Below are 22,164 nucleotides of genomic sequence, written 5' to 3'. Positions count from 1 at the left end.
TAGTGCTCGCAATGCTCACGTACTTTTGTACGCTGCGCTTGCTGCGCGCTGGCCGCCTCGAATTCCTGACTGCTCGCTCATAACGCCTGCCTTCCTGACTGTGATGACACTTCACGTTGGAGTATTGAGAGTTCTCCACATTATTTTCTCAATAATGTGTGTTTCAATTTTTAGCTTGTTCCAGATTGTTAAAGAGCATAATTGTTAAACCAACTCGTTGAATTGGCTTAATCATTATCAAGTAAAGCACCGGCTTCACACATCGGTTCATGCGCGGCCTTTCTAATCACCGAAGTGGCGTCCCCTAGGGGATTCGAACCCCTGTTACCGCCGTGAAAGGGCGATGTCCTAGGCCTCTAGACGAAGGGGACTACAAGGTCTTCAGTCAATCTTAGATTGGCTTTACTCTCATCTTCATCAGACAATCTGTGTGAACACTCACATTCCATCTATCTCGGTAAGGAGGTGATCCAACCGCAGGTTCCCCTACGGTTACCTTGTTACGACTTCACCCCAGTCATGAATCACAAAGTGGTAAGCGCCATCCCGAAGGTTAAGCTACCTACTTCTTTGCAACCCACTCCCATGGTGTGACGGGCGGTGTGTACAAGGCCCGGGAACGTATTCACCGCGACATGCTGATCCGCGATTACTAGCGATTCCGACTTCATGGAGTCGAGTTGCAGACTCCAATCCGGACTTCGACGTACTTTCTGAGTTCCGCTTCCCCTCGCAGGCTCGCCTCTCTCTGTATACGCCATTGTAGCACGTGTGTAGCCCTACTCGTAAGGGCCATGATGACTTGACGTCATCCCCACCTTCCTCCGGTTTATCACCGGCAGTCTCCTTTGAGTTCCCGACCGTATCGCTGGCAACAAAGGATAAGGGTTGCGCCTCGTTGCGGGACTTAACCCAACATTTCACAACACGAGCTGACGACAGCCATGCAGCACCTGTCTCAGCGCTCCCGAAGGCACGCCTCTATCTCTAAAGGCTTCGCTGGATGTCAAGAGTAGGTAAGGTTCTTCGCGTTGCATCGAATTAAACCACATGCTCCACCGCTTGTGCGGGCCCCCGTCAATTCATTTGAGTTTTAACCTTGCGGCCGTACTCCCCAGGCGGTCGATTTAACGCGTTAGCTCCGGAGGCCACAGTTCATGACCACAACCTCCAAATCGACATCGTTTACAGCGTGGACTACCAGGGTATCTAATCCTGTTTGCTCCCCACGCTTTCGCACATGAGCGTCAGTCTCTGTCCAGGGGGCCGCCTTCGCCACCGGTATTCCTCCACATCTCTACGCATTTCACCGCTACACATGGAATTCTACCCCTCTACAAGACTCTAGCTAACCAGTCTTGAATGCCATTCCCAGGTTAAGCCCGGGGATTTCACATCCAACTTAATTAACCGCCTGCGTGCCCTTTACGCCCAGTAATTCCGATTAACGCTCGCACCCTCCGTATTACCGCGGCTGCTGGCACGGAGTTAGCCGGTGCTTCTTCTGTCGCTAACGTCAATTGCTAAGAATATTAACCTTAACACCTTCCTCACGACTGAAAGTACTTTACAACCCGAAGGCCTTCTTCATACACGCGGCATGGCTGCATCAGGCTTGCGCCCATTGTGCAATATTCCCCACTGCTGCCTCCCGTAGGAGTCTGGGCCGTGTCTCAGTCCCAGTGTGGCTGATCATCCTCTCAGACCAGCTAGAGATCGTCGCCTAGGTGAGCCTTTACCCCACCTACTAGCTAATCTCATATGGGTTCATCCGAAGGTGTGAGGCCTAATGGTCCCCCACTTTGCTCCTTAGAGATTATGCGGTATTAGCCACCGTTTCCAGTGGTTATCCCCCGCCTTCGGCCAGATCCCCATACCTTACTCACCCGTCCGCCGCTCGCCGGCAAGAAAGCAAGCTTTCTCCCGCTGCCGCTCGACTTGCATGTGTTAGGCCTGCCGCCAGCGTTCAATCTGAGCCATGATCAAACTCTTCAATTAAAAGTTTGATGCTCAAAGAATGTTTTACTGGCCGTAACGCTTCTTTTTGCCACTTTGTCGACGTTTTAACGCCTTCGCTGTGGCCCAAAATCACGTTACTGCTTATTAGTTCATATATGAATTAACTGTTTTGTCACTCTTCAAGACTTAATCTTCAAATAGTTTTTGATGATGTCTTGCGAGTGCCCACACAGATTGTCTGATTAATTGTTAAAGAGCGTGCGACCCAGGTCGCGAGGTGGCGTATATTACGCTTTTCACCTGTAAAGTCAAGTAGTTATTCTACTTTCTTTTTAATTACTGACTAAGAATTTAATTATTTATTCTTGGCCAGTGGGAGCGCATTATAGGCGGTTTTACGCCGCTGGCAACCGTTATTTAAAAAAAATTGTCTAATTGATTTATATTTCGACAAATCGACTTAAATAGAAATTTTTTCTAATTGATTGAAACCTTCATTCATCAGTACAGGGATAAGTTTTTCAGCTTCAACATCCTTTTTAGTGCAATAAGCGATATTTTTATTTTTAGTCAAAATCAAATTTTGATGATTATTGATTAACCAAACTGCTCGTCTAGCAATTGCTGCGCCAGAATCAATAAGTCGGGTTCCATCAAACAACACTTCTTTAAGTTCTTCTGTTAATAAAGGGAAATGTGTACAACCGAGTACAATAGTGTCAGGGGGTTCTTTCATTTTTAACCACGGTTTTACAATACGTACTAGCGTTTCTTTTGAGATTATATGACCATGAAGTTTTTTTTCTGCTAATTCGACTAATTCTGATGAAGCAATCATCTCAACTTTACAATCAATAGCAAATCGGTCGATTAGCTCTCTAGTATAGTTTCCACTAACAGTTGCCTTGGTTGCTAATAATCCAATAATACCATTACGTGTTAATTTAGTTGCGGGTTTTATGGCGGGAACAACACCTATAATTGGAAATTGAAAATGCGCTCTTAAAGCAGGCAGACTGACCGTACTTGCCGTATTACAAGCAATAATTGCTATTGCCAATGCGTGTTTTTGTTGAATTTGATCGATGAAGCGGATAATACGTTCAATAATAAATTCGGCGCTCTTTTCTCCATAGGGAAAAGCATCATTATCAAAAGCATAAATATAGTGTAGATCTGGCAATAACTGTCTAACTTCACGGTAAACAGATAACCCACCAACCCCAGAATCAAAAATTAGAATAGTTGGTCGAGCTGTTTTCAATTGAGCAGAGGTTACTTTTTTTATTTCATTTTTCATTCATTTCATCACAATAATGAACAATATACCGATAAGAGAATTGTTAGTAAAAATAGTCGTGAATAATTATACAGTAATACTAGATTGAATAAATCCATGTACAGCTGTAATAACTGTCCCCTTGTTTTAAGACAATATTATAACTTATTTTTATTTTTGCATTACTGTCCAATATCGATGGCCTAAAATTTTACGGCTCTTAGTAGCAATATTGAAAAGTAAGCTTTAGAAAAACTATTTTAATTACAAACCATAAATCGTGCAGCAAAGCTAGACATCTATTTCTCTTTCCCTACAATCTTACGATAGAAAATTTTTTATCAATATGAATCTGAATACATGCTAAATAATTTGTCAATTACCCAATACAACTCGCAGTTAACTGAAAAAATCAAATATTTAAACAGTATTATGCTGCCTTTTAATGCACCTAAACCAGAAATTTTTCGTTCTGATTTTTCCCACTATAGAATGCGCGCTGAATTTCGTCTTTGGCATGAAGGACAAGATTTATTTCATATAATGTTTGATCAAACGACTAAACAACGTATAAGAATTGATCAATTACCTGTCGCTTGTAAATTAATTAATCAAATGATGGTTGCTTTAATTCCATTAATTAAAGCTAAACCACTTTTACGTTATAAACTCTTCCAAGTAGATTATTTATCAACATTAAGTAATAAGATCATTGTTTCATTAATTTACCACAAAAAATTGAATGAGGAATGGATTGAGCAAGCTAAACAGTTACGTATTGCTTTAATTAGTCAAGGTTTTGATATACAGCTTATTGGACGTGCAGCAAAAACAAAAATTATATTAGAACAGGATCATATTGATGAGGTATTACCTATTGCAGGTAAATCAATTATCTATCGGCAAATTGAAAATAGTTTTACCCAACCCAATGCCGGAATAAATATCAAAATGTTAGAATGGGCAATTGATTGTACTAAAAACGCAAGAGGAGATTTACTTGAGCTTTATTGTGGAAACGGTAATTTTTCTATCGCACTAGCGCAAAATTTTAATCGTGTACTGGCAACCGAGATCGCAAAACCATCAGTAGCTGCCGCTCAATATAATATTGAAGCTAATAAAATTAATAATGTAAAAATTATCCGAATGTCGGCAGAAGATTTCACCCAAGCAATACAAGGTGAACGTCAGTTTAAACGCCTTGGAGATATTGATTTAACGAGTTATAAATGTGAAACTATTTTAATTGATCCACCTCGCTGTGGTTTAGATGAAAAAACGCTTGAATTAGTACAAAAATATCCACGTATTCTTTATATATCCTGTAATCCTAATACACTTTGTCACAATCTAAATATACTTAATAAAACCCATAAAATTCATCGAGTAGCATTATTCGATCAATTCCCTTATACCCACCATATTGAGTGTGGTGTTTTACTTGAGAATACAGACAATTAAATGAAATAAAAACGCCATTAAAAATATGGCGTTTTATAAGTCATAACGGTAAAGTGACTCATTAACGATGGATAATATTATTTTACTGTAAGAATAAATATTAAATAATATTGATAATATTTCTCTAACACTAATATTATTAAAAGTCATTTAAAAAGCTAATATAGGAGATATTAATAATAAATAGTTGCAATTTGGAGTTTACTGCAAAAAATTATTTATAATTTGATATTATGTTTTTCCTGTTCACGACGATACCAATAATAGGCTCCCCTAGCGATCATTCTAAGTTGTAATACTAATCGCTCTTCCAAAAGTTGCCTTTTTTCCTGATCAATATCTAATGCTTCTGCCCCCGCACTAAATACAATAGTCACCATGGCTTCTGCTTGTATTTCAGTAAAATACCGAGGCATATTACTTTCCTGTTGCAGGTAATCGGCCAATTCAGCAATAAAATGCTGAATTTCTCTGGCAACGGCAGCACGAAACTCAGCCGATGTGCCGGAACGTTCACGCAGCAATAACCGAAAGGCATTCGGATTATTACCAATAAATTCCATAAAAGTAGCAACAGATGTTCGAATGACACTGCCACCTTTTGCAATACGCTGTCGAGCTTGACGCATTAATTGACGGAGCATAAGCCCGCTTTCATCAACCATAGTCAATCCTAATTCATCAACATCACGAAAATGTCGATAAAAAGAAGTCGGTGCAATACCCGCTTCTCGAGCAACTTCACGTAAGCTGAGACTAGTAAAGCTACGCTCAGCACTCAATTGACTAAAAGCCGCTTCTACCAGAGAACGACGCGTTTTTTCTTTCTGCTTTGCTCTAATGCCTGTAATATTACTCACAGTAATTAATATACCTCTTCGATAATAATGCAACTAGACCACTATACCAAAATTTAACGGATTTGCAGTGTCCTTAAGTTTAACTAGTATATAAGGAATTTCTGTTTGTTTATTAAAATGTAGAGCCTAAATCTTATATTTAAGCTTGATTAAAGAAGATAATGTTAAAGTGAGTTGTTTATTTGTATTTACATAATAATAGGTTATACCGAATGCCACAGATTCAATTTGATACTATCGTTATTGGTTCCGGCCCCGGGGGAGAAGGTGCAGCAATGGGGTTGGTAAAACAAGGGAAAAAAGTTGCAGTCATTGAACGTTATAATAAGATTGGCGGTGGTTGTACCCACTGGGGAACCATTCCCTCTAAAGCGCTTCGGCATGCAGTCAGCAGAATTATCGAATTTAATCAAAATCCATTATATAGCGATAAGTCCCGACTTTTACGCTCTTCTTTCTCCGACATTCTTAAACAAGCCGAAACTGTAATCAATCAACAAACACATATGCGACAAGGATTTTACGAACGAAACGGTTGTAATATGTTTGCTGGTGAAGCCTCTTTCATTGACGAACATACCGTAAAAGTTCTTTATAATGATGGTACCGACGATACGCTATATGCTGAAAAAATTATTATCGCAACTGGCTCTCGTCCTTACTGTCCCCCCGATGTCGATTTTCAGCATTCACGCATTTACAATAGCGATTCAATTTTAACACTCAATCATGAACCCCGTCATGTTATCATTTATGGAGCAGGGGTAATTGGTTGTGAATATGCTTCAATTTTTAGAGGGTTAGGGGTAAAAGTTGATCTTATTAATACCCGTGATCACCTTCTATCGTTTCTAGATCAAGAAATGTCAGATGCTTTATCATACCATTTTTGGAATAATGGGGTTGTTATTCGCCATAATGAAGAATATGAAAAAATCGAGGGAACCGATGATGGCGTAATTATCCATCTGAAATCAGGTAAAAAGGTCAAAGCCGATTGTCTATTATATGCCAATGGCCGTACCGGAAATACCGATAATCTAAATTTAGAAAATATCGCTATTCCTATTGATAATCGAGGTCTGATTAAAGTTGACGCTACCTATCGTACTCACAATGAAAATATCTATGCGGTCGGCGATGTTATTGGTTATCCCAGCCTAGCTTCAGCAGCTTATGATCAAGGTCGTCTCGCTGCCCGTGCAATAACAACGGGTCACGGCGATACCCATTTAATTGAGGATATTCCAACTGGCATCTACACCATTCCAGAAATTAGTTCTGTCGGTAAAACAGAACAACAATTGACTGCCATGAAAATCCCATATGAAGTCGGGCGCGCTCAATTTAAACACTTAGCCAGAGCACAGATAGCAGGGATGAATGTAGGCAGTTTAAAAATTCTATTTCATGGCGAAACATTAAAAATTCTAGGTATTCACTGCTTTGGTGAGCGTGCAGCAGAAATTATTCATATTGGACAGGCTATTATGGAGCAAAAAGGTGAAGGTAATACTATTGAATATTTCGTTAATACTACCTTCAATTATCCAACTATGGCTGAAGCATTTCGGGTTGCCGCGCTAAATGGCTTAAACCGTCTGTTTTAAACAAATAGCTCCCAATATTAGTAGTAAGTAAACAATTAATTTTTACTATAGTATCGCTGCATTTGTTTACGTATTGCCTCAGCAAATTGTTCATGACAACTTCTAAGTGGTGAACCAGGACGATAAACTAAAACAACCGAACGTGAAGGAACAGGGTTAATACAATCAAGATAGTAGACGCCATCACGTTTTATCTCTTTCGGTACAGATAAATCTGGCAAGAGTGTGATACCACTGCCGGCTGCCACCATGTTACGTAATGTCTCCAAACTGGTGGCACGAAAGTGGGTATCATCTTTGGCTCCAACCTGAAAACAATATCCCATCGCTTGATCACGCAAACAGTGACCATCTTCCAACATAAGTAATTTCTGCCCGACAAGCTCGTGCATTTCAATTTCTTTACGATTGAACCATGGATGCCCTTCATAAATGGCTAATCGCATAGGTTCCTCATAGAGAGGAATTTCAATAAAAGCTTCGGTTTCTTTCACTTGCGCTAATATAGCACAATCCAGTTTGCCATTATTTAATTGCGCTAACAGATGGTGTGTTTGTGCTTCATGTAAATACATTTCCAATTTAGGAAATAAACGGTGTAACTCTGGAATAATGTGAGGCAAAAGATAAGGGCCGATGGTAGGAATTAATCCTATGTGTAAAGGGCCTGACATGCTTTCACCTTGCAAGGAAGCCATTTCCTGCAATATCTTAACTTCTCGCAATACTGTTCTAGCTTGTTCAACTAACAATAATCCCTGCTGAGTAAACAGAACCTTTCGGCTTGTTCGTTCTAACAACATAACCCCTAAATCGTCTTCTAATTTACGAATTTGACCGCTTAGGGTTGGTTGACTAACATGGCAGGCATCTGCAGCACGCCGAAAATGTTTATGCTCAGCTAATGCAACAAGGTACTCCAAATCACGAATATTCATGCCTACTCCTTCCCTAAATAGAAATTTGATAGAATCAACCTATCCATTCATCATAATGGATCCAATTTTCCTATCAACGAAAAAATTCAGCAATAAAATTTATTTTTATAATTCATAGACAAAAATGATGAAATTAAACGCTTGCACGGCGAGTTGTTTATCGCCAATGACTGATTTTACTAAGTAGCTAAAATGGCATAACTAACTTACGACCATAAACCACAGCTTCAACTTCAAAGTTACAAAATAGTCAGGCTCACTAAGCATCAATTGTAGACATCACCGATAAAGACTTTTCTGAACTTTTATGCTCAAATTAGTGGTCATAGCTTAATTTAAATCGACTTATTACGATAACTATTTTATCATAAATATTAATATGTTATAGCAAATATTTTCTATCCTTAAATAAAATCTTTAGAGCAAAAAATATTAATCAACGCTCCTTTACAGTATCAATTTTCCTTTATCCTGTTCCATATGGTGGTTATTGATTAAAGAAAAAATTAGTATCATTAATATTCTGCTTAATAATTCTTGTACACTGAACTAACATTGATTACTGTATTTTTATTCAAAGAAATGTATGAGTATTGAAATTTTAGTCATTAAGGCTGGCTGCCGTGAAAGCGAAACTCCCAACATTTATCGAGTTATACCGTCAATTAATTGCTATACCATCAATTAGTTCTGTCGATGCAAGACGCGATCAAAGTAATAAAGCATTAATTAATCTACTAGCAGAATGGCTAACAACGCTAGGTGGAAAAATAACCATTCAACCTGTGCCAGAAACCCGGCATAAATTCAATTTACTGGCTACTTTTGGCCAAGGAGAGGGGGGATTACTACTCTGTGGGCATACTGATACGGTTCCTTATGATGATGGCCGCTGGACAAAAGATCCTTTCCAATTAACGGAATATAGCAATAAGTTATATGGTTTAGGCAGCGCGGATATGAAAGGATTTTTCGCTTTTATTATTGATGCCTTACGCAATATTGATATTCATCAGTTACAGCATCCTATCTATATTTTGGCAACTGCTGATGAAGAAACCACCATGGCCGGCGCGCGTTATTTTGCCACAACTGCTGAAATTCAACCTGAATTGGCGATTATTGGCGAGCCAACTTCACTGCGACCCATTCGCGCTCATAAGGGGCATATTGCCAATGCCATTCGTATTATTGGCCAATCAGGCCATTCTAGTGATCCTGCGCAGGGTGTTAATGCAATTGAATTGATGCATGAAACCATTAGTCAGTTAATCTTACTGAGAAATAGATTAAAAACTGATTATCACCACGAGGCATTTGTTATTCCCTATCCAACAATGAATTTTGGACATATTCATGGCGGGGATGCAGTGAATCGAATTTGTGGCTGTTGTGAATTACACATCGATATACGCCCACTACCTGGTCTGTCACTACAAAATTTGGATGAATTGTTGCAGGCCGCACTTAAACCAATTAAGCATCGTTGGCCAGATCGCTTAATTATCAAGGAACTACATCCTCCAATTCCAGGTTTTGAATGCCCAATCAATCATAAGATGGTGAAAATAATTGAAAATTTATTAAATCAGAAAGCGCAAAACGTTAATTACTGCACCGAAGCGCCTTTTATTCAAACACGCTGTCCAACATTAATATTAGGGCCTGGTTCGATAGAGCAAGCGCATCAACCTGATGAATTTATTGAAATTAAATATATTAAACCGACAATTGCATTACTATCACAAATGATATCCCATTTTTGTTTAAAAAATAACCGACAAATAGGAAATTAAAGAAAATAATCTCAGTGTTCCTCTTGTTGATTGCACCATTATTGTGCTTTTAAAGTACCTTAAATGCACTTAAATAGTGCAAATTACTATTGAATTTATGATTATTTATTAATAAATCATTCAAAAAGCATTTATTCTAGGTTATAAATAATTTGGCATGATTTTCGCTTAATAAATAATTAACCAATTTTAATAAAACTTTTTGGCGCTATCGTTCAAAACAGGATCCAATCAGGAGAAGCTTTATGTCTGTTGAGCATGTTTTATCCATGATAAAAGAGCAGCATGTTAAATATATTGATCTACGCTTTACCGATACCAGAGGTAAAGAGCAACATATCACTATTCCTGCTCACCAAATCAACGAAGATTTCTTCGAAGAGGGAAAAATGTTTGACGGCTCGTCTATTGCCGGTTGGAAAGGAATCAATGAATCAGATATGATGCTTATGCCTGATCCCGAGACGGCAGTACTAGATCCTTTTTTTAGTGATTCAACCCTAATTATTCGCTGTGATATCTTAGAACCGAATACCCATCAGGGTTATCAACGCGATCCACGTTCAATTTCTAAACGCGCCGAAAATTTCTTATGTAGCAGCGGTATTGCTGATAAAGTTTTATTTGGCCCTGAACCTGAATTCTTTGTATTTGATGATATTCGCTTTGGCAACCATATTTCTGGTGCTTATTACCATATCGATGATATCGAAGCAGCCTGGAATTCCGGCGCACAATATGAAGAGGGTAATAAAGGACATCGGCCAAGCGTTAAAGGGGGGTATTTTCCTGTTCCACCCGTTGATTCTTCACAAAATATGCGCTCCGCCATGTGTTCCACCATGGAGAAAATGGGATTAATTGTCGAAGCACACCATCATGAAGTTGCCACCGCAGGTCAAAACGAGGTCGCTACCCGTTTTAATACCATGACTAAAAAAGCCGATGAAACACAAATATACAAATATGTAGTACATAATATTGCCCATTCTTTTGGCAAAACAGCGACATTTATGCCAAAACCACTCGTCGGTGATAACGGCTCTGGCATGCATTGTCATATGTCGCTGGAAAAAAACGGCACCAACTTGTTTGCCGGTGATAAGTATGGCGGGTTGTCTGAAATAGCACTTTATTATATTGGCGGTATTATCAAACATGCACGTGCTTTGAATGCATTTACTAATCCAACCACCAATTCTTATAAACGTTTGGTACCTGGTTTCGAAGCGCCGGTAATGTTGGCTTATTCTGCCCGTAACCGTTCAGCTTCTATTCGCATTCCAATCGTCGCCAATCCCAGAGCATCACGTATTGAAGTTCGTTTTCCTGATCCGGCAGCCAATCCTTATCTAGCCTTTGCAGCACAATTAATGGCAGGTCTCGATGGAATAATGAATAAAATTCATCCTGGCGAAGCGATGGATAAAAATTTATATGATTTACCTGCGGAAGAAGCACAAGAGATCCCAACAGTTGCCAGTTCACTGGAAGAAGCCCTACAGGCGTTGGCTGTTGATCGTCAATTTTTGAAACGTGGTGAAGTATTTACTGATGAAACGATAGACTCGTATATCAACTTATTAAAAAATGATGTTCAACGTATTCAGATGGCACCTCATCCATTAGAGTTCGAAATGTACTACAGCGTTTGATAAGCCATTCTCCGCTGAGTATTTTTTGTTGTGTCACATTTACCTCATCTTTTGATGAGGTTTTTTCTGCATAATTATTGAACAAAAACGCCTGGTTTATACTCAAATATGTTAATATGCACTAAAAAGGTGCAGGAGTAGAACTTAGTGAAAATTGATAATTTACCAATTGCCGATCATATTTTAGATTGCTTATTACATAATATTCTATTACTGGATCATAAACTCATCGTCCATTACGCTAATCATGCTAGCCGCCAATTTTTTTTAGCTAGCCCAAGAAAATTGCTGGGAACACCGCTCCCGGTACTTTTTGATTATTGTTCGCTTAATATGGATTTAATGCAGAAAAAAATAAAAAAAAATCTAAGTTTTACCGATAATGAAGCCACTCTGGTTATCAATAATCACTCTTATATCGTAACTATCAGTGCACAGCCTATTTCACCCTGTTTTATTTTATTAGAATTTTCGCCGGTCAATTACTATCGCCGTATCGAGCAAGAACAATCATTACAAATACTATCACGTGACTTAATCCGAACTTTAGCCCATGAAATAAAAAACCCGTTAGGCGGTTTACGTGGCGCAGCTCAGCTGTTAGCCAAAACCCTTTCTAATTCTGAACAGTTGGAATATACCGAAGTTATTATTGAGCAAGCCGATCGCCTACGCAATCTAGTTGATCGTCTACTTGGCCCTCAACACCAAGGCGCAAAAACAACACAGAGTATCCATCAGGTAATTGAGCGTACTTACCACTTAATATCACTGACGCTACCGAAAAATATTAAATTAATAAAAGACTATGATCCTAGTTTACCTGAATTTCCACACTATCCCGAACAAATTGAACAAGTGTTACTTAATTTAAGTCAAAACGCGATACAAGCAATGGAAGAAAATGGCGGAACCTTGACTATACGGACTCGCACTGCATTTCAAACGACATTACAGGGAAAAACGTATCGACTTGCCGCTCGTATTGATATTGAAGATAATGGTCCTGGCATTCCATCACAGATACAAGATACGCTATTCTATCTCACAGTAAGCCATCGTCAGGGTGGCAATGGTTTAGGACTTTCAATTGTGCAAAATATTATTATTGACCAGCACGCAGGTCGGATCGAATTTTCCAGTTGGCCTGGCCATACGCAATTTTCGATTTATCTTCCTATTAAGAATTAGGTAACTGATATGCAAAAAGGTAAGGTGTGGATCGTTGATGATGATAGGGCTATTCGTTGGGTTCTAGAACGAGCATTAAACAATGCCAGCATGGAATGTACTAGCTTTGAAGATATGCAAAGTGTATTAGCTGCATTAGAAAAAACCTGTCCGGATGTTTTAATTTCCGATATTCATATGCCAGATAACGATGGGTTAACACTACTGACACGCCTAAAACAAAGCCATCCTAAATTACCGATTATTATTATGACCGCCCATTCAGATCTCAATACGGCAGTTAATGCCTATCAACAAGGTGCTTTTGATTACTTGCCAAAACCTTTCGATATTGACGAAACGATATCGTTGGTTAAACGCGCACTTAATTATTATCGCAATCAACAACCGAATACTGGATCAAATACTTCTCCGATGGCGAGTGTCAGCAAAATTATTGGTGAAGCACCGGCCATGCAGGAAGTTTATCGAATTATTGGTCGTTTATCTCGCTCCTCGATTAGTGTACTTATTAATGGTGAGTCTGGCACTGGTAAAGAGTTAATTGCGGATGCGCTTCATCGTCATAGCCCTAAAGCAGCTGGGCCATTTATTGCACTAAATATGGCGGCTATTCCTAAAGAACTGATTGAGTCTGAGTTATTTGGTCATGAAAAAGGCGCTTTTACGGGTGCCAGTCAGGTCAGACAGGGACGCTTCGAACAAGCGCATGGCGGTTCACTTTTTCTCGATGAAATTGGTGATATGCCACTTGATATTCAAACGCGCCTGTTACGCGTATTGGCTGAAGGACAATTTTATCGGGTTGGTGGTTATACACCCATTAAAGTTGATGTCCGTATTATTGCGGCAACCCATCAATGTCTCGAACAATTAGTACAAGAAGGCAAATTTAGAGAAGATCTTTTTCATCGCCTCAATGTCATCCGCATTCCTCTCCCACCATTGCGTGAACGGTCTGAAGATATTCCGCTTTTAGCCCGCCATTTCCTCCACCAGACAGCGCAACAACTTGGTGTGGAAAGCAAGATTTTGGCGCCACAGACCGAAACCATCTTAATGTCTTTACCTTGGTCAGGTAATGTGCGCCAGTTAGAAAATGTCTGTCGCTGGCTTACCGTGATGTCTTCCAGCCAAGAGATATTGCCGCAAGATCTGCCAAGTGATTTGCAACAAAATCAACAATTTCTTTATTCACCTAAAAAGACACTAGCGACAAATAACAAAAAATGGCTTGATCCGTTGGCTAATTGGACAAAAACCGCGCTCGAAAATAATAAACACCATTTACTACAGGAAGTTTTGCCGCAGATTGAACGTACCATGCTTGAATGTGCTTTAACCTATACCAAAGGTCATAAACAAGAGGCTGCTCGTTTACTCGGCTGGGGGAGAAATACTCTTACTCGTAAGTTGAAAGAATTTGGTATGTCTTAGTAAAAAAGAGCTGCAATATACAACTATGCTATCCCCTTTAACCTGCTAAATCACTCGTGAAAATTGACGTTGACGCATTTGGTTGCGCAAATAAATATCAAAACACATACATATATTTCGGATCAGTAATCGGCCTTTAGCAGTAATTTGTAGTTCTCTTTGACCAACAATCACTAAGCCATCTGCTATCATCGGTTGTAATAACTGTAAATCTGCAAAAAAATAATCCTTGAAATCAATTTGATAGCGATCTTCAATATCACTATAAACCAGCTGGAAATTACAGATTAAAGTTTTGATCACATCACGCCGAATACAATCATCCTGTGTTAAGGATAAACCTTTGCATAATGCATGCTGATGATTTTCAATGGCCTGATAGTAAGCGCTTAAATCTTTTTGATTTTGCGCATAATGGTCACCTAACATGCTAATTGCTGATACGCCCAATCCCAGTAGATCACAGTTTTGCTGGGTAGTATAGCCCTGAAAATTACGATGCAAGACGCCATTACGTTGTGCAATAGCCAATTCGTCGTTAGGTTTAGCAAAATGATCCATACCAATAAATTGGTAACCATTTTGTGTCAAGGTGAAAATCGTTTGCTGTAAAATAGTCAGTTTTTGTTCTGCTGTCGGTAGATCCTGGGTTTTAATTTTGCGTTGTGCAGCAAAGAGATGAGGCATATGGGCATAATTAAAGACACTTAAACGATCAGGCGAAAGTGCCAATACTCGCTCTAGAGTAAAAGCAAAAGTTTCCGCTGTCTGTTTAGGTAAACCATAAATTAAATCAATACTGGTAGAGTTAAACCCCACCTCACGTGCACGTTGCATCAAAGCAAAAATAAACGCTTCATCCTGCTGACGGTTAACTAAATGTTGTACCTGTTTATTAAAATCCTGCACGCCCATACTCAGGCGGTTAAAACCCTCACACCGCAAATGATCAATAACATGCAATTCTATTTCTCGCGGATCAATTTCAATTGATATTTCGGCATCAGCGGCAAAATCAAAGTGTGATTTTAACATTGCCATTAGTTGACTGAGCTGGGATTTATCCAAATAAGTTGGTGTTCCCCCGCCCCAATGCATTTGGATCACAGTTCGGTTGGTAAATAATCTCGCTTGTTTTATGATCTCTTTTTCTAAAACCAGCAGATAGTTATCTGCTTTATGTTTATGGCGAGTCACCAGCTTATTACAACCACAGAAATAACACAGCTTATGACAAAACGGAATATGTACATAAAGAGACAGTGGTCTGTCAGGATAGCGACTAGCGGCAATAGCAAAATCACTATCACTATAATTGTGGTTAAATTCTAACGCAGTAGGATAAGAGGTATACCTAGGCCCAGCATAGTTATATTTTTGAATGAGGGAAAGATCCCAAATAATACTCTGCTCTGACATTTTTTTATCCTTCAATATGGCTATCTCCTGTCTTATAGCCAAACTCACATTACTCTATTTATTACTACCATCTTAAGCGATAAAAAAATTATCTTAATTTGCTGTAAATAATACATTCAGCAAAAATAGTGACTGATAAGTTATTTATGATTTAACAGCAGCCAATATTACTATTTTATAAGGTAATAACACACATTTTTACGATTAAATAATTATGGAATAAACAATGCTTACTTCCCTTTCAAAAGCCGCATAATGTCATCCGATTTATCATCTTCTTCTTCGTCATCAAGCTCAATACCAACTATTTTCAACAAGCAATCAATTCGCTCCAGTTGTTTATCCACATAAGCCATTTCCTCTTTAGCTAATGTTTTACCTTCTTCAAGATGAGTTAATAACGTGGCTAAACGTTCATCATTTTCCAATAATGCCAACTCTTCTTCTGGTGATAATATTGATTTTTCTATCTTGTTTGTTTTTGGCTTGGTGATATTTAAATCTTTTTCTTCTTTAGCATCAATCACTAGTGCTATCGGTTTCTTACTGCCTATACGAGGATCTTTCTCCATCAACAAACAATTGTTATTTTGGGCGTCAGTTCTATTTTGATAACGGCTACCTGCTACGTGGCCACGCTTTTTTTTCTGTTTTTTTCGTTCACGACTGGCTAAATTTAGCGATTCACGATTTTTTTTCATTTTATTTGCTGCTTTTACAGCAGGTTTTTTCTTGTGCCCAGACATAACTAATTTTCTCTCATTGCGGATTTTCAATACTCTATTTAACACAATAATATGATATATAGATGACTTATACTAGCTACAGTAAAATTAGAATAAATAAAAAATTTGATAAAATTGTTATCGAAGTGATTTAAATAAATTCATTATTTAGTTAATGTATTAATGCTATTAAGCATCAACCAAAATAATTTTTGCAATGAATAATAGCGCCACAATAACGACTGCCGAACCAATCTCACGCCAGCGTCCTGTCCCTATTTTCATTACACAATAAGCAATAAAACCTAATGCGATACCTTCAGTGATTGAAAAACTAAAAGGCATCATAACAGCTGTGATAAAAGCGGGCACTGACTCGGTTAAATCATGCCACTTAACACGCGTTAGACTTGATGTCATCAAAACACCAACATAAATTAGTGCGCCAGCTGTCGCATATGCGGGCACCATACTAGCTAACGGTGAAATAAAAATGGTTAATAAAAATAGCAAGCCAACCACAATCGCGGTTAATCCTGTACGTCCACCTATCGCTACCCCAGAACTACTTTCAATATAGGCGGTGACTGAAGATGTTCCCATTGCGCTACCCGCGACTGAGCTTAAACTATCAACATAAAGCGCTTGTTTCATCTGTGGGAATTTACCCGTCTTATCAGCTAAACCCGCTTTATCGGTAACACCGATTAAAGTTCCGGAAGAATCAAAAAGATTAATTAGCATGAAAGAGAAAATAACACCAGACAAAGCAATATCTAATGAGCCAATCATATCGACATGTCCTACAACCGTCATGATGCTAGGTGGTAACGCAAAAAAACCATTATATTGGACATCCCCAATAATCATGCCAATAATCGTGGTGATCACAATAGATACAAGGACTGCAGCATGAATATGACGAGCGGCTAACACGGCAATGATAAAAAATCCTAAGATCCCCAATAACACATTAGATTGGGAAAAATTACCAATTGCTACTAGGGTATCCGGATTAGCAACAATAATGCCCGCATTTTTCAATCCCATCAGGGCAATAAATAAACCAATACCGCTAGTGATACCAACCCGTAAGCTTAAGGGGATATGCGCAATAATCCAGTAACGAATATGAAAAAGCGTTAAGAGAAATAAACCAACAGCTCCCCAGAAGATTGCACCCATTGCCACTTGCCAGGAATACCCCATAGCACCAACAACGACAAAAGCAAAAAAGGCATTTAATCCCATCGCAGGAGCCACAGCTACCGGTAAATTGGCCACGATCCCCATCATAATACTACCTAATGCCGCAACTAGACAGGTAGTGACAAAAACAGCTTTAATATCCATTCCTGCCATTGATAGAATTTGCGGATTAACAAAAACGATATAAACCATTGTCAAAAACGTCGTCAATCCGGCGATGATTTCTGTTCGAACTGTGGTGCCATGTTCTTGTAATTTAAACATGCGCTGAAGCAGACTCTGTTGTCTGATCGGATCTGTTTTGTTCATATACATAGCCTAATAAAAAAAGGGTTTTTGCTCTATCCTACAATAAAACTAATTCAATTAGTTAATTATAAAATAGAAAAAAGAAAAACAATTATCTGACATAATGATGCGAATGAGTATTCAACTCAATAATCACTCTGAAAATAAAGCTTAGCCGAATCAAAAGAGGGTAGCAGAAACTCCAACAAATAAATCACCCCTGGTGGCCAAGCTTTCATCTATTCTGAATGAGCCACAACATAAAATAGTGGATATTAGAGGCAAGCCAACTGTTTTAGTTGCTTGCCAGACAATAGAGCCAGTGACGACCGATTTTTTTCTAAACGAAGTAAGAATTGGTTTGCGATCATCTCAAGTGAAAAACACATAATAAAATAGATTAGAGCAACAAATAGAAAAACCTCCATTGGATAAATCATTTCTCGATTATTCACTTGAGTTGCTAAAAATGATAGTTCTGCCACTCCGACAATATAAGCCAATGAAGTATCTTTAATTAATGCAATCCATTGATTAATAAATGAGGGGATCATCATCCGTAACGCTTGCGGCAGTATAATATGCCATAATACCGCCCAACGAGTAAAACCTAACGACATTCCGGCTTGCCACTGTCCTTGGCCAATAGCCAAAATACCTGCTTTCACTCCATGTGCCAAATAAGCTGACGCGATCAAAGCTAATGCACAAACTACAGTCGCCAGTTCAGGAATATCCGTGCCTAATAAAATAGGTAATAGAAAGTAACTCCAGAAAATTAACATGATGACAGGTATAGCACGGAAAAAACCTAATACAGCTGCCAGCAAATTTGACCACCAACCTTTTAACATCGCTAATGCAATTCCACCAGCAATACCAAGAAAAATAGAGATACCTCCTGCTAATAAACTTATTAACAGTGTCAATGCTGCGCCTTCTAAAGGGCCATCAGGAAATGTACCAAATAACAGATAGCGCCAATTGTCGGCAATGACTGCAAAATTCATACTAATGTCCCTTAATTAATAGACGTTGCTGACGCCATTGTCCCCAGGCTTCCATCACAGCAATAATGGCGATATAAAGGATTGTCGCCACGCCAAATGCTGCAAAGGTTTGTAAACTTTGACTTTCAATCTGACGAGAAACATAAGAAAGTTCAGCAACACCAATTGCCATGGTCAGGGAAGAATTTTTCACGATATTCATATACTGTCCCAACAAAGGCGGCATTGCGATTTTTAACGCTTGGGGCAAAACAACATAACGCATGGCTTGCCAGCCTGATAAACCTAATGCTAAGGCAGCAAATTTTTGCCCTTGTCTTACACCATAAATACCAGCTCTTATTTCTTCAGCAATAAAAGGAGTAGAGTAGAGGATTAACCCAATCACACCGGCCAAAAACTCAAATGATGGCCATGCTAGCTGAATACCGAGAATAGTGAGCTGATGTGGTGTATTTAGCCATTGCATAACTGATTCCGGTAATATTCCTCCAACAGCGAAGTACCAAAAAAAAAGCTGTATTAATAATGGGGTATTACGAAATAGTGAGATATAAATCATTGCCAACCAACGCAAAAAAATGACCTGGCTATCTCTAGCAGCAACGACAACAAATCCTAACAGGGATGAGAAAACTATGGCACAAAACGAGATCCAAATAGTAATGACTAAGCCCTGCCAAATCCAATAAAGATACTCGGGTGCTAATAGCTGGGTAGAGAAAAAGTATTCAAACATTGATATAACCTATTTATGATAAAGGGACTCATTTAGGTATTTTTATAAAAATAATATTATTTATTTTTCTAATGGTGCAAATTTAAAATCACCACGTGGTAGTGCTGCTTTAGTATCTGGGCCAAACCAACGATTATAAATTATTTCTGCCTGACCACTTTTTTCTAATTTTAATAAAGTATTATTTACTGCATTGATTAAATTCGTTTCACCTTTAGCGGCTGCTAATGCCTGATATTCACGCGTAAGACTAAAAGGTGAGATCTCATAATCTGCTTTCACTTTGGCCGGTAAATTCCCCAATAAACCAACAAGTTTGGCGTCATCTTGAGTTATAGCTTGTACATTGCCATTTCGTAATGCAGCAAAAGCAAGCGGCGTATCATCGTAAGATATTACTTTAGTATTAGGATAGCGTTCACGTAGGGTGATTTCCTGCACTGTTCCTTTATCCGCGCCGATACGTAAAGGAATAATGTCATCAGCCGTTTTTAATACCTTAATACGTGCGATAAACTTCTGTCCAGTGGCAAAATCAGGAATTGAAAAATCAACTTGTTTAGCGCGTTCATTGGTAATAGTAAAGTTAGCACCAATCAGATCCACCTTACCTCCTGTTAATAGAGGTATTCGATTGGCTGGATTAGTAGGACGTAATACTAATTTAACACCAAAATCATTAGCAATCGCTTCAGCAATATCAATGTCATAACCCACCAATTTTTTAGTTTTAGCATCAATAAAACCAAAAGGTGGATTACTATCAAAAACAGCAATACTGATCACACCAGATTTTTTGATACTTTCCAATTTATCTGCTATCGCCAGCCCTGAGACCAAGGCTAATGAGACAGATAATAAAGTTGCAATAAGATTGGATTTCATTTCACTATTACCCTTTACTGTCAATTTTTGTATATTTATTCAAATCAAATTATCAATTCACTGTTAGAACAGGAAATAATATAAAAGTCTATATTTATTCCAAAACAGAATAACCATAAGCTGAAAATAATCATTGAATGATTTACTGCAAACGGTCTGTTAATGACTACCCTTAGTCAACATTTTTTCCACAAAATCCCCACCTAAGTGACGAAAATCTTGCCCTTTTGAATAATAGAAAATAAATTCACAAATATTTTGGCACCGATCACCTATTCGCTCAATAGAACGCGCGCAAAACAGCGCTGTTAATACACTAGGTATGGTGCGAGGATCTTCCATCATATAAGTCATGAGTTGGCGAACAATACCTTCATACTCTTCATCAACTTTTTTATCTTCCAGATAAACCCCAATTGCTGCATCCAAATCCATCCGAGCAAACGCATCCAACACATTATGTAACATTTGAATAGTATGTCCACCTAGCGCTTCCAGACTGACAAGAAGCGATTGATGTTGCTCAGAAAACTTCTCCAATGCAACCTCACAAATCTTATCAGCCACATCACCAATCCGTTCAAGTTCTGCAATGGTTTTCGAAATTGCCATAATTAAACGTAAATCACTGGCAGTAGGCTGCCGCTTAGCAATAATGCGCACACATGCCTCATCAATCGCCACCTCCATCATATTGACTTTTTGATCGTCCTCTATCACTTTTTTTGCCAAATCCTGATCTTGGTTATGTAAAGCTTCAATGGCATTTTTTAGTTGTTCTTCTACCAATCCACCCATTTTCATTAATTCAGTACGAATATGCTCCAACTCAGCATTAAACTGGCCGGAAATATGTCTGTTGTAATTTAAATTATCCATGGTAGTACCCTATATCAACCGTAGCGGCCAGTAATATAATCTTCAGTCTGTTTTACTGTAGGTGTAGTAAACAAAGTATCTGTATCATTAAATTCCATCAATTCACCTAAATACATAAATGCTGTGTAGTCGGAGCAACGTGCTGCCTGCTGCATATTATGAGTAACCATTACCACGGTATACTCAGATTTCAGTTCACTTATTAACTCTTCAATGCGTCCTGTTGAGATAGGATCAAGTGCTGAACAAGGCTCATCTAATAACAAGATTTCTGGCCGGATCGCAATACCACGAGCAATACACAACCGCTGCTGCTGGCCGCCTGATAAACTATAGCCACTATGCGAAAGTTTATCTTTCGTTTCATCCCAAAGGGCGGCTTTAGTTAACGCCCATTGAACACGTTCATCCATTTCAACGCGAGAAAGTTTCTCAAATAAACGCACTCCAAAAGCAATATTGTCATAGATTGACATCGGAAATGGCGTAGGTTTTTGAAAAACCATACCTACTCTGGCGCGCAATAAGGCAATATCTTGTTCATCGGTCAAAATATTGGTGCCATCCAGCAAAATTTCACCTTCTGCATGCTGTTCAGTGTAGAGTTCATACATCTTATTAAATGTACGTAAAAGGGTAGATTTACCACAGCCTGAAGGGCCAATAAAAGCCGTGACTTTATTCTCTGCAATATTTAACGAAATGTTTTTTAGCGCATGAAATTTACCATAGTAGAAGTTCAAGTCACGAACTTGAATTTTACTTCCTACCCTATCGTTTACTTTAATCATCAATTAATCTCTTAAATTTGTCATCTATTA

General features: G+C 38.6%; 17 protein-coding genes, 1 tRNA gene and 1 rRNA gene. 6 read left to right on the top strand and 13 right to left on the bottom strand.

Translation table 11 applies throughout. From position 1 onward, the window contains the following. Window positions 1-295: 295 nt before the first annotated feature. The 3 genes from LDL57_RS00820 to murI form a co-directional block, all read right to left on the bottom strand. Window positions 296-371 (bottom strand) — tRNA-Glu (locus LDL57_RS00820). 87 nt (window positions 372-458) lie between these two features. Next, a 16S ribosomal RNA gene (locus LDL57_RS00815) occupies window positions 459-1,998 on the bottom strand. A gap of 421 nt (window positions 1,999-2,419) precedes the next feature. After that, on the bottom strand, window positions 2,420-3,259 hold the full coding sequence (gene murI / locus LDL57_RS00810) for a glutamate racemase (protein WP_180559218.1): 840 nt from the start codon (window positions 3,257-3,259) through the stop codon (window positions 2,420-2,422). A 339-nt stretch (window positions 3,260-3,598) separates the two neighbouring features. Here murI and trmA point away from each other — a divergent pair, with 339 nt between their 5' ends. Further along, the gene (gene trmA, locus LDL57_RS00805) at window positions 3,599-4,702 is read left to right on the top strand and encodes a tRNA (uridine(54)-C5)-methyltransferase TrmA (protein ID WP_180559217.1); all 1,104 of its coding nucleotides are present in this window, start codon (window positions 3,599-3,601) and stop codon (window positions 4,700-4,702) included. A gap of 218 nt (window positions 4,703-4,920) precedes the next feature. On the opposite strand, the gene fabR is transcribed toward trmA, so the two are convergent. After that, a complete protein-coding gene (gene fabR, locus LDL57_RS00800) occupies window positions 4,921-5,553 on the bottom strand; it encodes an HTH-type transcriptional repressor FabR (RefSeq protein WP_180559223.1) in 633 nt (210 codons plus the stop codon). A 221-nt stretch (window positions 5,554-5,774) separates the two neighbouring features. Between fabR and sthA the strand changes: the two genes are divergently transcribed. Then, window positions 5,775-7,172 (top strand): Si-specific NAD(P)(+) transhydrogenase, encoded by a 1,398-nt coding sequence (gene sthA, locus LDL57_RS00795; protein ID WP_180559216.1) that lies wholly within the window; start codon window positions 5,775-5,777, stop codon window positions 7,170-7,172. A 35-nt stretch (window positions 7,173-7,207) separates the two neighbouring features. On the opposite strand, the gene oxyR is transcribed toward sthA, so the two are convergent. After that, window positions 7,208-8,110, bottom strand: coding sequence for a DNA-binding transcriptional regulator OxyR (gene oxyR / locus LDL57_RS00790; protein ID WP_180559215.1), 903 nt, complete (start codon window positions 8,108-8,110; stop codon window positions 7,208-7,210). A 623-nt stretch (window positions 8,111-8,733) separates the two neighbouring features. Here oxyR and argE point away from each other — a divergent pair. From argE to glnG, 4 genes are all read left to right on the top strand, one after another. Continuing rightward, a complete protein-coding gene (gene argE / locus LDL57_RS00785) occupies window positions 8,734-9,906 on the top strand; it encodes an acetylornithine deacetylase (RefSeq protein WP_180559214.1) in 1,173 nt (390 codons plus the stop codon). A 245-nt stretch (window positions 9,907-10,151) separates the two neighbouring features. Then, entirely contained in the window at window positions 10,152-11,561 is a 1,410-nt protein-coding gene (gene glnA / locus LDL57_RS00780; RefSeq protein ID WP_180559213.1) for a glutamate--ammonia ligase, read from the top strand. 147 nt (window positions 11,562-11,708) lie between these two features. Then, entirely contained in the window at window positions 11,709-12,752 is a 1,044-nt protein-coding gene (glnL, locus tag LDL57_RS00775) for a nitrogen regulation protein NR(II) (protein ID WP_180559212.1), read from the top strand. Window positions 12,753-12,761: 9 nt separating this feature from the next. Beyond that, on the top strand, window positions 12,762-14,189 hold the full coding sequence (gene glnG, locus LDL57_RS00770; protein WP_180559211.1) for a nitrogen regulation protein NR(I): 1,428 nt from the start codon (window positions 12,762-12,764) through the stop codon (window positions 14,187-14,189). A gap of 45 nt (window positions 14,190-14,234) precedes the next feature. Here glnG and hemN read toward each other — a convergent pair whose 3' ends face one another. From hemN to pstB, 8 genes are all read right to left on the bottom strand, one after another. Further along, window positions 14,235-15,608 carry an oxygen-independent coproporphyrinogen III oxidase gene (gene hemN / locus LDL57_RS00765; protein ID WP_180559210.1) on the bottom strand — a complete coding sequence of 458 codons (1,374 nt, stop codon included), beginning with the start codon at window positions 15,606-15,608 and terminating at the stop codon, window positions 14,235-14,237. A 230-nt stretch (window positions 15,609-15,838) separates the two neighbouring features. Continuing rightward, on the bottom strand, window positions 15,839-16,309 hold the full coding sequence (gene yihI, locus LDL57_RS00760; protein ID WP_233458130.1) for a Der GTPase-activating protein YihI: 471 nt from the start codon (window positions 16,307-16,309) through the stop codon (window positions 15,839-15,841). 213 nt (window positions 16,310-16,522) lie between these two features. After that, the gene (locus LDL57_RS00755) at window positions 16,523-17,851 is read right to left on the bottom strand and encodes an NCS2 family permease (protein WP_180559208.1); all 1,329 of its coding nucleotides are present in this window, start codon (window positions 17,849-17,851) and stop codon (window positions 16,523-16,525) included. Between the two features lie 254 nt (window positions 17,852-18,105). After that, window positions 18,106-18,840 (bottom strand): amino acid ABC transporter permease, encoded by a 735-nt coding sequence (locus tag LDL57_RS00750; RefSeq protein ID WP_180559207.1) that lies wholly within the window; start codon window positions 18,838-18,840, stop codon window positions 18,106-18,108. Between the two features lies 1 nt (window position 18,841). Next, the gene (locus tag LDL57_RS00745; protein WP_180559206.1) at window positions 18,842-19,579 is read right to left on the bottom strand and encodes an amino acid ABC transporter permease; all 738 of its coding nucleotides are present in this window, start codon (window positions 19,577-19,579) and stop codon (window positions 18,842-18,844) included. 60 nt (window positions 19,580-19,639) lie between these two features. Beyond that, the gene (locus tag LDL57_RS00740; RefSeq protein ID WP_180559205.1) at window positions 19,640-20,464 is read right to left on the bottom strand and encodes an ABC transporter substrate-binding protein; all 825 of its coding nucleotides are present in this window, start codon (window positions 20,462-20,464) and stop codon (window positions 19,640-19,642) included. Between the two features lie 159 nt (window positions 20,465-20,623). Then, window positions 20,624-21,343 carry a phosphate signaling complex protein PhoU gene (phoU, locus tag LDL57_RS00735; protein WP_180559204.1) on the bottom strand — a complete coding sequence of 240 codons (720 nt, stop codon included), beginning with the start codon at window positions 21,341-21,343 and terminating at the stop codon, window positions 20,624-20,626. A 14-nt stretch (window positions 21,344-21,357) separates the two neighbouring features. After that, window positions 21,358-22,134, bottom strand: a complete 777-nt coding sequence (gene pstB, locus LDL57_RS00730; RefSeq protein WP_180559203.1) for a phosphate ABC transporter ATP-binding protein PstB — start codon at window positions 22,132-22,134, stop codon at window positions 21,358-21,360. Window positions 22,135-22,164 lie beyond the last annotated feature (30 nt).

This window comes from Arsenophonus apicola, from assembly GCF_020268605.1.
Classification (GTDB): domain Bacteria; phylum Pseudomonadota; class Gammaproteobacteria; order Enterobacterales; family Enterobacteriaceae; genus Arsenophonus; species Arsenophonus apicola.
The sequence above is the reverse complement of the archived record's forward strand: the minus strand, read 5'-3'. Positions and strand labels throughout refer to the sequence as shown.

Coding starts and splice junctions, on each gene's coding strand:
- pstB (WP_180559203.1), bottom strand. CDS start 22,134: ATGATTAAAGTAAACGATAGGGTAGGAAGTAAAATTCAAGTTCGTGAC.
- LDL57_RS00745 (WP_180559206.1), bottom strand. CDS start 19,579: ATGTTTGAATACTTTTTCTCTACCCAGCTATTAGCACCCGAGTATCTT.
- murI (WP_180559218.1), bottom strand. CDS start 3,259: ATGAAAAATGAAATAAAAAAAGTAACCTCTGCTCAATTGAAAACAGCT.
- hemN (WP_180559210.1), bottom strand. CDS start 15,608: ATGTCAGAGCAGAGTATTATTTGGGATCTTTCCCTCATTCAAAAATAT.
- phoU (WP_180559204.1), bottom strand. CDS start 21,343: ATGGATAATTTAAATTACAACAGACATATTTCCGGCCAGTTTAATGCT.
- sthA (WP_180559216.1), top strand. CDS start 5,775: ATGCCACAGATTCAATTTGATACTATCGTTATTGGTTCCGGCCCCGGG.
- LDL57_RS00750 (WP_180559207.1), bottom strand. CDS start 18,840: ATGAATTTTGCAGTCATTGCCGACAATTGGCGCTATCTGTTATTTGGT.
- yihI (WP_233458130.1), bottom strand. CDS start 16,309: ATGAAAAAAAATCGTGAATCGCTAAATTTAGCCAGTCGTGAACGAAAA.
- glnA (WP_180559213.1), top strand. CDS start 10,152: ATGTCTGTTGAGCATGTTTTATCCATGATAAAAGAGCAGCATGTTAAA.
- glnG (WP_180559211.1), top strand. CDS start 12,762: ATGCAAAAAGGTAAGGTGTGGATCGTTGATGATGATAGGGCTATTCGT.
- LDL57_RS00740 (WP_180559205.1), bottom strand. CDS start 20,464: ATGAAATCCAATCTTATTGCAACTTTATTATCTGTCTCATTAGCCTTG.
- oxyR (WP_180559215.1), bottom strand. CDS start 8,110: ATGAATATTCGTGATTTGGAGTACCTTGTTGCATTAGCTGAGCATAAA.
- LDL57_RS00755 (WP_180559208.1), bottom strand. CDS start 17,851: ATGAACAAAACAGATCCGATCAGACAACAGAGTCTGCTTCAGCGCATG.
- trmA (WP_180559217.1), top strand. CDS start 3,599: ATGCTAAATAATTTGTCAATTACCCAATACAACTCGCAGTTAACTGAA.